This is a genomic window from Paenibacillus sp. 01T422, assembly GCF_056398785.1.
On the sequence record NZ_JBFTQB010000380.1, the window covers coordinates 1 to 11,116 of the forward strand.

The following is an 11,116-nucleotide window of genomic DNA, read 5'->3' on the forward strand; positions in this document are numbered from 1 at the left end:
CCACAGTTTGGCTTTACGCAGTGATGGGATCGTATTCGCTTGGGGAACGAATTCTTCTGGTCAACTGGGAGATGGCACGACAGTCATTAATCGCAATAGCCCGGTTCAAGTGAATAATTTAACAAATGTCATTGATGTTGCAGTGGGTAACTACCATAGTTTAGCGTTAAAGTCTGATGGAACCGTATGGGCTTGGGGAAGCAATGTTTTTAGTCAATTGGGAGATGGAACAACAACGGACCGATTAACGCCCGTGCAGGTATCCGGTTTAACCAATATCGTAGCCATCGACTCGACAAACTATCATAGCCTTGCAGTGAAATCAGATGGAACTGTTTGGGCATGGGGATATAACACGGACGCTCAACTAGGAGATGGAACAACGACGACTCCATTGACTCCGGTACAGGTGTCCGGTCTCAGTAATGTATCGGGTGTGTCAGCAGGTACCTCTCACAGTCTTGCAGTAAAGACGGATGGAACCGTATGGGTTTGGGGAAATAATGCAGGTGGACAATTAGGAATTGGTACTACTACGAGTCAGACAACACCGATTCAGATTCCAGGTTTGAGCAATGTGAAAGAAGTAGATGGAAGTTGGCTTCATAGCGTAGCGTTGAAAAATGACGGGACCGTATGGGCGTGGGGTAACAACCACAGTGGGCAACTGGGGGACGGAACGAGTGGATCCACCTATCTGAGCCCTAATCAGGTAGCGGGTATTAGCGGGGTAACAACCTTGTCTACAAGTGCAACTTTCACATTGGCGCACAAATCTGACGGAACCGTTTGGGCATGGGGTAAGAACCGGTTTGGTCAACTAGGAGATGGCACAACGACGGATCATTTTTCGCCCGCTCAAGTCACAGGTCTGTAAATCTAAAGTTGAATAGAACAGAGGCTGTCTCCCTTTGTTCTATTCTAGCAATACCTCTCATAAGCTAAGTCATACCAAAATACCTGCTAGTAAACGCGCTTATGGAGGCTGCTGAGACGATGTTGAAGAAAAAACGTGTTCCTGGCCGCGGGGCCATCCTATGGATGGCTGTTTGTTTGTCTTCTATGCTTTGCGTCATCCTTCTTGTTCCTGGATTGCTAGTCAAGAAGATTCCGGGCGGAGATGATCCACCTCCTGGCCAGCTAGCAATTGATGGCTCTCATCAGGAGACGGTGACCGCTCAAGGGTTGATGATCCCTGTCTATTTGACCAAAAAAGATGAGATCGAAACGGTGCCGTTGGAGCAGTATGTGAAAGGTGTACTTGCGGCAGAAATGCCAGTAGAGTTCGAGCTAGAGGCGCTCAAAGCGCAAGCAATGGCAGCTAGAACATACGTTGTACGCAGGGTGCTGGAGAAGGATTATAGTAATGTGCCAGTTAATGATGCGCTTGTAACAGATACGACCGCACACCAAGCTTATTTGACCGATCAACAGCTAAGAGAGAAGTGGACGAAAGGTACGTATGAAACGAATATGGCGAAAATCGATAGAGCTGTGAATGAAACGCAAGATATGATTTTCTCAATTTGCATGGAAATGGTCCGGCTCCAAAATTACGTTTACGACCTACGGATTCGGTCACGGCGTTGGCTTAAGCCAATGGGGCGCTAATGGAATGGCCAAGGAGGGCAAGACTGCGGCGCAGATTGTAACCTACTATTACACAGGCATATCTATTGAAAAAGCGTCCCCTTTTATCCAAAAATCTTAGTTTATAACGTTTCTATAAAAATATCTTTCTTCAAGTATAAAACCTTTAAATGTGTCAAGAATGGTTGATGAGGTGATTAACCATGAGTGATCAAAACAAAGGTTTTCAAAAAGAAGAAGCTCCTAAAACTGTTCAAGGGGCACAAGGAAGTCCATCCGCATGGAAGAAGTTGCTTGCTAAGAAATGGGTATTCCCAGCAACATATGTAGCAGCAGCGGCAATTATCTTAACCTTAATGTGGGTGTACCAGGACACAGGTACGAAAACAGTCAGCCAAGACGATCTGGGCATTAAGGTAAGCAGTAACGATCAAGCACCTGACAATTCCAAAGATGGGGCGCTTGCCGTTAACGCACCAGCAGAAGCTATGCAATGGCCTGTGAAAGACAGAGCAGCTCTTGACGTATCCATCCCGTTCTATGACACCAATGCAACCAATGAAGTTAAGCAGGCGGCAATGATTCAGTACAACGATCAATTGACGCCGCATACCGCAATCGATTTGAAAGCCAAAGATGGCGCAGCATTTGATGTATTGGCCGCTATGAGTGGTAAAGTTACGGCAGTTGAGCAAAACCCGGTTGTCGGCTCTCTTGTCGAAATTACACACAGCAATGGCTTGATCAGCGTGTACCAAAGCTTAGCTGAGGTCAAAGTAACCAAAGGCGCTGAAGTGAAAAAAGGCGACGTCATCGCAAAAGCGGGACGTAATGAGTTCGAGAAGGAAGACGGCGTGCACCTGCACTTTGAAGTGCGTCAAGTTAGCGATAATGCCGCTCTGAACCCAGAAACGATTCTAAACGCTAAACAGTAATCGGTACCAATGAAAAGGCAACCAGGCGGCTTCGTCGTCAACTAGCCTACATAGAATGAGGGCAGCGGGTACATCCTGCTGCTTTTTTGCTTTGAAGCCTAGGGGATTCCCCCATGGCTTGCCCTCCAGCACGTACATAACAGACTTGTCCTTGCCAAAAAAGACCGCATAAGCCCTTATTTCCTGATTTTTTTGAAAATAAATATGGGAAATGGGCTTGTCAGGCTTGGTTACGTAGAATATCTAGTCATGCCCCTCATATACTTTACCAAACTATCTCGAGTAGGGAGGCGAGGGGAGTGCACGATTACATCAAAGAGCGAACCATTAAGATTGGTACCTGTATCGTCGAGACCAAGAATACGGTTCGCACCATTGCGAAGGAATTCGGTGTTTCCAAGAGCACGGTGCATAAGGATTTGACGGAAAGACTGCCGGAAATCAACCCGGACCTGGCCAACCAGGTGAAGCACATTTTGGAGTATCACAAGTCCATTAGACATCTAAGGGGAGGAGAAGCGACGAAAATCAAGTATCGAAAGACGCGAAACCCGAAGCACTCCGAAAACTTAGTCACGGTCAAATCCTAAAAATACCTACATCCCGAAGGTTTCCTGGAACTGGGAATGTCGAAATTTCACGGAAAAAGAGGAATTAATGCATTTGCAGCGAATTTAGCTTATAATTAGAACTATCTATAAGAGCGCCGATTCTTCACGGGATGGACGGTAGATTTAGGGAGGATTAACTTGAAATGTTAAGCAAGGATATTGGAATAGATCTCGGCACGGCAAATGTGCTCATTCATGTGAAAGGACGCGGCGTTGTGCTCGATGAGCCATCTGTAGTAGCGATTGAAAGCGATACGAAACGCGTGCTTGCTGTAGGAGAAGAAGCTTTCCGAATGGTGGGTAGAACTCCTGGCAACATCATCGCGATTCGTCCATTGAAAGATGGTGTTATCGCGGACTTTGATATTACAGAAATGATGTTAAAGCATTTTATTGCAAAAGTAGGGGGCAAGAACTGGTATTCGCATCCGCGCATCTYGATTTGCGCCCCTACCAACATCACCTCGGTTGAGCAGAAAGCGATCCGCGAAGCGGCTGAGCGCAGTGGTGCCCGAGAGGTATTCATGGAAGAAGAACCGAAGGCAGCGGCAATTGGCGCCGGTATGGACATTTTCCAACCTAGCGGTAACATGGTTGTAGATATTGGCGGAGGGACGACGGATGTGGCTGTGTTATCCATGGGCGACATCGTCACCTCCTCCTCCATCAAAATCGCTGGCGACAAGTTCGATATTGCAATCACAAAGTATATCAAAAATAAGTACAAGCTGCTGATCGGTGAGCGGACAAGCGAAGATATTAAGTTGAAAATCGGAACGGTATATCCACACGGCAGAGATCAAGAGATGGATATTCGCGGTAGAGATATGGTATCCGGATTGCCGCTTACGATTACGATTCACTCCAGTGAGGTCCAGGAAGCCCTATGGGATCCGGTTTCATCGATCGTAACGGCTGCGAAGAGTGTTCTGGAGCGTACGCCCCCTGAACTTTCCGCAGACATCATTGATCGTGGCGTTATCCTAACCGGCGGCGGAGCCTTGCTTCACGGTCTGGATCAGTTGTTAGCGGACGAGCTGAGGGTTCCAGTATTAATTGCGGAAGACCCAATGTCTTGCGTAGTCAAAGGAACAGGGATTATGCTCGATAACCTAGATAAAGTTTCCAAGCGTAAATTTAACTAGACAGTTTATCCAAGAGGTGAAGAGATGCTAAGAGGACTGTATACCGCGGCGGCAGGAATGATCTCCGAGCAGCGCAGACACGATACCATTACGAACAATATTGCTAATATTAATTCCCCGGGTTTTAAGCAAGGCAATGCCTTGTCGCGTTCGTTCCCGGAGATGCTTATTTCTACAATTCGCGGTGGACAAGGCGCCTCGACGGCACCGCTTGGGAAGATGAGTCTCGGTGTATTTTCGGAGGAGAATATTTCCATTCACACACAAGGTGACCTACAGGAAACGCAGAWTCCTTTTGATTTTGCCCTCGTGTCGAACATCCAAGTGCCGGGCATGGCTTTTGATGCTTCGGGGAAATACGTGAATGCGGATGGGGAGCGCACGTTCCAGCCGCAGGCACTATTCACCGTGATGAATGCGGATGGAGAGCTCCGGTATTCCTTAAATGGTAAATTTACTGTAGATYCGACTGGCCAGCTCGTGAACGCCAATGGCAATCAAGTGCTGGGCCGTGATGGACAACCCTTGTTCCTTGTTGATGGAGCGGGCCAACCCATTCGATCCTTTAAGGTGACAGACAAAGGTGAGTTCCTTGATGGGAACGGCCAACCATTGTTGAATCAGGCTGGACAACCTGTAGGCTTAATGCTTTCGCGTGCAGAGAATCCGAATCTGCTGCTGCGTGAAGGAAATGGTTTGTTGCGGATTAATCCGGGTGACGAAGCGACGGTTGCACAGGTTGCTGCTGGTGATCAAGTTGAGGTTCGCCAAGGCTTTATCGAGCGCTCCAACGTGGATTCTGCGCAGTCTATGGTCGATATGATGTCAGCACTCCGTGCCTATGAAGCCAATCAGAAAGTCATTCAATCTTATGATAAAAGTATGGACAAGGCAGCGAACGAAGTCGGACGCGTCTAATCTAGCTTGCGAGGGAGCCACACATGAACAATTCCATGATTAACTCATCGGTATCCATGCACAGCTTACAGCAAAAGCTGGATATCTTGTCCAATAACATAGCGAACATCAATACAAACGGTTTTAAGAAAAAGGATGCCTCCTTTGAGGATGTTCTGACCAATGTGAAGTCGCAGCCGGAAGGATTCCGTCAGCAAGGCAGATTCTCCCCCCTAGGTTTCAACCAAGGATGGGGTTCAAAGCTGGTGCAAATCCAAACGAACCTTGCCCAAGGACCTATTCAGTCTACGGGCGGTATCACGGATTTTGCGATTCAGGGAGACGGTTTGTTTGAAGTGTCTGTCAGCAAGGTTGATGGGAACGGGAACCAAGTGTTCCAGCCTGCGTGGACACGTAATGGTTCTTTCAATTTGACACCTGATGCCAATGGCGATACGGTGCTTACTACCAAAGAGGGCCATTTCGTTACAGGGGCAGACGGCAATCCAATTCGTATACCTGCTGGCTTCAGACCTGTTGTTCAACCAGATGGTATCATCAACGGATACAGCGAACAGGACCCAAGTGCTGAGCCACTTAATCTGGGACAGATCAAGCTGGTTCGCGTTGTGCGTCCACAGTTGCTCCAAGATGTTGGAGATAACCTATACGCTCTTCCTGCGGGAATTACGGAGGCCGAGAAGGCGAACATTCTGCAAAATGTGAATCCGGGGCTGGATACAACCAATAATCGGGTTACATTGATGCAGGGGTTTTTGGAGCAATCCAACGTGACACTTTCCGACGAAATGACGGATCTTGTGATGGTGCAAAGGGCTCTTCAACTCAATTCCCGGGCGATTACATCTTCCGATCAGATGATGAATATCGCGAATAATTTGCGCGCCTGATCGTAGAAAGGGAGGGATAGGGCTCGATGTCTGACAAGCCTAACAAGCCTACTCCAAAGAAAAAAGCACCACGGCCGAAATGGCTGAATATTATATGGCTTATTTTCAAAATCATACGTATTCCCGTTCTTTGCGTGCTGGCCGTTTATATCGGACTGTGGGTCGGATACTCCAAGCTGGGCCATCAGCCATCAGCAGAGATCCTCCATATAAGCACTTGGCGGCATTTATACGATTTGGTATTTGCGAATTAATTCAAACTCCCTTATTGGGAGTTTTATTTTTGTGTAAGCAAATGTATAATGAATGAAGGCTAATCGTCAGATACCAGATAAAAGGCGCAGGAGGGGTACTTTGAATATTCCGAACATGCTCACCATTAGCAGGTTTGTTCTTATCCCTGTGTACCTCATCATTTTTTTCAGCGGCCATATCCAGATAGCCTTCCTGATCTTGCTGGCAGCAGGGCTGACAGATATCTTAGACGGTTATATTGCCAGAACTCGAGGTTTAGTTACACCCGTTGGTGTTATGCTGGACCCCCTTGCGGATAAGTGCATGATGATTGCAGTCATACTATCTTTGCTTATTACAGGGATGATACCATGGCAAGCGGCGGCAGCGATTTTTATACGTGATCTAGGTATGATCATGGGTTCTGCATTCGTTCACTTCAGGGGTAAATTAACCGTTCCCGCCAATGTGATGGGGAAATTAACGACCGTACTTTACTATCTCGCAAATTATTCCACATCGCCCCCCTTTTCTGCTCGTTGACCGCATTTTGGAAGTAGAAGAAGGCGTGAAAGCGGTAGGGATTAAGAATGTAACGATTAATGAACCATTTTTCGCAGGACATTTCCCAGGCTATCCGGTTATGCCGGGTGTGCTGATTATTGAAGCTTTGGCACAAGTAGGCGCTGTAGCGGTCCTCTCGATGCCTCAGTATAAAGGTAAAATTGGTTTATTCGCTGGTGCAGATGGGATTCGCTGGCGCCAACAGGTGGTACCTGGCGATACACTGACATTAGAAATGACGATTACACGTGTAAAAGGAACGATTGTCAAAGGCCAGGCTGTGGCGAAAGTAGGCGAGAAAGTGGTAGTCGAAGGTGAACTTATGTTCGCCCTTGCTAATAAATAACCCCATAGATAAAAGGAGATGAACCTGACTACTATGACGCGCGTACAAACAGAGTATCAATTATGGCTGAACGATCCAGCAGTGGATGCAGAAACGAAAAAGGAACTGCAAGCAATTCGGGAAGATGAGAAAGAAATTGAGGATCGCTTTTACAAAGATCTCGAATTTGGAACAGGTGGGCTTCGTGGCGTGATTGGCGCTGGAACGAACCGCATCAACGTATACACCGTTGGTCGTGCAAGCCAAGGTCTTGCACAATATGTGAATAGCACAGGCGTACAAAGCCCTTCTATTGTACTGGCTTACGATTCACGTCATATGTCGCCGGAGTTCGCTCTAGAGGCTGCCCTGGTTTTCGCAGGAAACGGCGTTAAGGCTTATCTATTCAAGACTTTGCATGCTACACCGCAGCTATCCTTTGCTGTGAGATACTTGGGCGCGACAGCAGGCGTTGTCGTGACAGCAAGTCATAATCCACCCGAATATAATGGATATAAAGTATATGGCGCAGACGGTGGACAACTCGTTCCTCAGTTTGCAGAGCAAGTAATCGCTGAAGTTCAGAGCATCAACACTTTTGATAAAGTGAAGAAACTGAGCCAAGCAGAAGCAGAAGCACAAGGTCTTCTTACATGGCTTGGTGAAGATGTTGATCAAGCATACATAAAGGCAGTAACCGCCATTAGTCAGAATCCGGACGTGATCAAGGAAATAAGCGATGATTTCCGTGTCATCTTCACGCCACTGCATGGAGCGGGTAATGTACCGGTCAGGGCCGTATTGAACTCCCTCGGCTTTGGACAAGTCCGTGTTGTTGCTGAGCAAGAGCTGCCAGATGCGCAGTTCTCAACAGTGAAGTCTCCGAATCCGGAAGAACGTGAAGCTTTCACGCTCGCTATCGGACAAGCCAAGGAATGGAATGCCGATATTATTATCGGAACCGACCCGGATGCAGACCGCATGGGAGCAGTCGTGAAGGATCAAAACGGGGAGTATTTTGTTCTGACAGGCAACCAATCGGGAGCCATCATTGTTAATTATTTATTATCAAGTCTGAAAGAGCGTGGAACACTGCCAGCGAATGGCGTAGTTGTCAAAACGATCGTAACAAGCGAAATGGGTGCGGTAATCGCGGGCCATTATGGGATTCCAACGTTAAATACGCTAACTGGTTTTAAATATATCGGGGAAAAAATGACGCAATTCGAGCAAACGGGTGAGCATACCTTCCTATTTGGCTACGAAGAGAGTTATGGTTATTTGGCTGGGGACTATGCCCGAGATAAAGATGCAGTCATCGCAGCTATGCTTATCGCAGAGGCGGCAGCTTACTACAAGAAGCAAGGTAAGACTTTATATGAAGTCCTGCAAGAGCTGTACGAATCCTTTGGTTACTTTTTGGAAAAACTGGAGTCAAGGACGCTCAAAGGGAAAGACGGCGTAGAACAAATCGGACGTATGGTAGAAGCATGGAGAACGAATCCTCCAACTGAAATTGCCGGTACGCCAGTTACAGCTATGGAAGATTACGCCAAAGGTGTAGATGGACTTCCACTCGAGAATGTGCTGAAATTCAAGCTGGAGGATGGTTCCTGGTTCTGCTTGCGTCCGTCAGGTACTGAACCCAAAATTAAGTTCTATTTTGCGGTAAAAGGATCGTCAGGCGCAGAAGCCGCAGAACAGCTGGATCGCATCATTCAATATGTGCTTAGCCGTGTAGACGGATAATGAAATAGGATCAATTGAACCTCTTCAGAACCTAAGTCAGGGATAGGACGTCTAATGAATAGATGGAATAAATCCGTATTCATTTGGCCTATTTCCTCGAGTTTAGGAGCTGAAGGGGTTTTCGAATGTATAAGGGAATAGAAAGTAAATGCTCTAAGGAGTGGACAATTAGTGAATTGGTATAAAACGTGGAATAACCCGCTCAAAAATGTATTATGGTGGCTTGTTATTATTGGCATGTTAGGCTCGCTTCCGCTAGCTTACACACGTCACCTAACGGAAACTTCGACGAAGAACGTCGAGTTCGTTTTTGACTATCGTGACTTATTAGATGTTTCGGATTTGCAAACAAACCCGCAGAGCTTCATCGCGCAGCAGCTGAAGAATATGAAGGCCGCTGGCATTGGATCAATGGCTGTGTATGAAAGTACGCTGGGCGAATTCAAAGAAAGCCGTCACATTGAGATGTTCAACTCTAGAGACGCAGCCGCGCTTACCCAAACCTTTGGTGATACTAACGAGAACTTCACCTATGTGTTATTCAAGGACAGTGCAACGCAGCAAAAGCTGGAGCCTTTAATTCAGAAAACATTTGCTGACCTCAATGTTGGCATTAAACCATGGAGCTTCAAGAATCGTAACGGGCTCATTATTCAAATGAGCATGGACGATGCTTCAATTAAAGGGATGGACCCTGACCCGATTACGTTGCAAATGTTGAAGGAACAAGGCTTCCAAATCGTAGTGCGTCTATCCAATCGTCGACCTTTCGTTACGAATGAGATGGATCGTTTCCTGAAGCAACTGCATGATATCGGCGTGAAAAGAATCATTGTCGATGGCAATGAAGTTCCAGGTTATACGGAAGAAGATACAGAAGTTAGCCTTAATAAAATGGCCGATCTATTGAACAAGTATGGCATCGGTTTAGCTGCTATCGAATTATTGAAAGAGCCTCAAAAAGGTTTTAACACATTAGCGAAGCAAACGAATTATAATGTTGTCCGGCTGCATTCTTTCACGGAGAAAGATGGAGAGAAGCTAATGGAGCCGCTGAAAAAGGCTGAGTTGGAAGATCGCATTCAAGGAGTTGYGGATCGTTTCGTGCTAGCTGTGAAAGATCGCAACATCCGTATGGTGTTCATAAACGCTAAGCCGCTTAAGAGTCTTGATAAAGGTAAGTTAGTAGACCCTCTTTCTGCATTTTACGAGAGCTTACAAGGGAAAGATGGTGCAATTCCACGCATTGAGAAGGCTGGCTTTACAATTGGTCTAGCCCAGGCATTCGATATGCATACAACAGGATGGCAAAAAATTGCCAGCGTCTTTATGTTGATCGGTGGTTTGAGCATCATTGTGCTCATGATTTCTTTCTTCATTCCAGAAGCCACACTCGTACTTTTCGTTCTCGGTCTGCTCGGTTTGGTTGGTCTACATACCTTGTCAGCTAATTTATATGCACAGGGACTTGCCTTGGCATCAGCGATTTCCGCCCCGAGCATTGCGATTATGCTGGCGATCCGAACGGTTCGTTCTGGAGCCGCTGCGAAGTGGAAGTCAGGTCTTGCGTTTGCATTATGGACACTCATCAAAACATCGGCGATTTCACTCCTTGGTGTTGTCTACGAGGTTGCGCTCCTCAATCACATTACGTATTCGCTGGTTCTGCAGCAGTTCCGTGGTGTAGGTGCGCTCCATTTACTGCCTATCGCAATCGCAGGTGTGTACTTGTTGTTCTTTAGTGAAAATAATACCTATAGTGATAAAGTCGCGCATGTTCGTCGTATCCTTACTTCTTTTATTAGCGTGCTGTGGATCGTTATTGCTGGGATTGGTCTGGCTGCGGTTTTCTATTACTTGTCTCGTACTGGTAATGAAGGACAAGCTTCAACGGTGGAGAAATTATTCCGTTCGTTCTTGGAGAATACACTTGGCGTACGTCCGCGTACGAAAGAGTTCTTAGTAGCTCATCCTATTTTCATTCTTGGTGCGTACTTATCCCTACGCTACAGACATGCCGTTTACTTAATTTTCATTGGTGTAATTGGACAGCTTTCCATTGTTGATACATTTGCACATCTGCATACACCGCTCCATATTTCTCTAATCCGTATTTCCTACGGTATTGTATTTGGCGCCATCATTGGCCTTGTTC

At 46.6% G+C, this 11,116-nt stretch carries 11 protein-coding genes and 1 pseudogene; all 12 read left to right on the plus strand.

Features of this window, described 5'->3' with window-relative positions; genetic code table 11:
- On the plus strand, positions 1 to 877 hold an 877-nt coding region (locus tag AC1DUA_RS20670), incomplete at its 5' end, for an RCC1 domain-containing protein (protein ID WP_477501564.1).
- Positions 878 to 996: 119 nt separating this feature from the next.
- On the plus strand, positions 997 to 1,611 hold the full coding sequence (locus AC1DUA_RS20675) for a SpoIID/LytB domain-containing protein (RefSeq protein WP_477501565.1): 615 nt from the start codon (positions 997 to 999) through the stop codon (positions 1,609 to 1,611).
- A 182-nt stretch (positions 1,612 to 1,793) separates the two neighbouring features.
- A complete protein-coding gene (locus AC1DUA_RS20680) occupies positions 1,794 to 2,525 on the plus strand; it encodes a peptidoglycan DD-metalloendopeptidase family protein (RefSeq protein ID WP_477501566.1) in 732 nt (243 codons plus the stop codon).
- Between the two features lie 299 nt (positions 2,526 to 2,824).
- A complete protein-coding gene (gene spoIIID / locus AC1DUA_RS20685) occupies positions 2,825 to 3,115 on the plus strand; it encodes a sporulation transcriptional regulator SpoIIID (protein ID WP_029195640.1) in 291 nt (96 codons plus the stop codon).
- A gap of 164 nt (positions 3,116 to 3,279) precedes the next feature.
- A complete protein-coding gene (mreB, locus tag AC1DUA_RS20690; RefSeq protein WP_477501567.1) occupies positions 3,280 to 4,281 on the plus strand; it encodes a rod shape-determining protein MreB in 1,002 nt (333 codons plus the stop codon).
- A 24-nt stretch (positions 4,282 to 4,305) separates the two neighbouring features.
- The gene (locus AC1DUA_RS20695) at positions 4,306 to 5,199 is read left to right on the plus strand and encodes a flagellar hook-basal body protein (RefSeq protein ID WP_477501568.1); all 894 of its coding nucleotides are present in this window, start codon (positions 4,306 to 4,308) and stop codon (positions 5,197 to 5,199) included.
- A gap of 23 nt (positions 5,200 to 5,222) precedes the next feature.
- Positions 5,223 to 6,089, plus strand: coding sequence for a flagellar hook-basal body protein (locus AC1DUA_RS20700; RefSeq protein ID WP_477501569.1), 867 nt, complete (start codon positions 5,223 to 5,225; stop codon positions 6,087 to 6,089).
- A 26-nt stretch (positions 6,090 to 6,115) separates the two neighbouring features.
- Positions 6,116 to 6,343, plus strand: a complete 228-nt coding sequence (locus tag AC1DUA_RS20705) for a DNA-directed RNA polymerase subunit beta (protein WP_477501570.1) — start codon at positions 6,116 to 6,118, stop codon at positions 6,341 to 6,343.
- Between the two features lie 100 nt (positions 6,344 to 6,443).
- Positions 6,444 to 6,830 (plus strand): annotated as a pseudogene (locus AC1DUA_RS20710) (CDP-alcohol phosphatidyltransferase family protein); the annotation flags it as partial.
- Positions 6,823 to 7,233, plus strand: a complete 411-nt coding sequence (gene fabZ, locus AC1DUA_RS20715) for a 3-hydroxyacyl-ACP dehydratase FabZ (protein ID WP_477501573.1) — start codon at positions 6,823 to 6,825, stop codon at positions 7,231 to 7,233. The pseudogene AC1DUA_RS20710 and the gene fabZ, both read left to right, overlap by 8 nt.
- A 33-nt stretch (positions 7,234 to 7,266) precedes the next feature.
- A complete protein-coding gene (locus AC1DUA_RS20720; RefSeq protein ID WP_477501571.1) occupies positions 7,267 to 8,961 on the plus strand; it encodes a phospho-sugar mutase in 1,695 nt (564 codons plus the stop codon).
- Between the two features lie 171 nt (positions 8,962 to 9,132).
- On the plus strand, positions 9,133 to 11,116 hold a 1,984-nt coding region (locus AC1DUA_RS20725; protein ID WP_477501572.1), incomplete at its 3' end, for a DUF5693 family protein.

What these genes read in the sequence shown, in the direction of transcription:
- AC1DUA_RS20675 (WP_477501565.1), top strand. Translation starts at nt 997, where the DNA reads ATGTTGAAGAAAAAACGTGTTCCTGGCCGCGGGGCCATCCTATGGATG.
- AC1DUA_RS20680 (WP_477501566.1), top strand. Translation starts at nt 1,794, where the DNA reads ATGAGTGATCAAAACAAAGGTTTTCAAAAAGAAGAAGCTCCTAAAACT.
- AC1DUA_RS20700 (WP_477501569.1), top strand. Translation starts at nt 5,223, where the DNA reads ATGAACAATTCCATGATTAACTCATCGGTATCCATGCACAGCTTACAG.
- AC1DUA_RS20705 (WP_477501570.1), top strand. Translation starts at nt 6,116, where the DNA reads ATGTCTGACAAGCCTAACAAGCCTACTCCAAAGAAAAAAGCACCACGG.
- AC1DUA_RS20720 (WP_477501571.1), top strand. Translation starts at nt 7,267, where the DNA reads ATGACGCGCGTACAAACAGAGTATCAATTATGGCTGAACGATCCAGCA.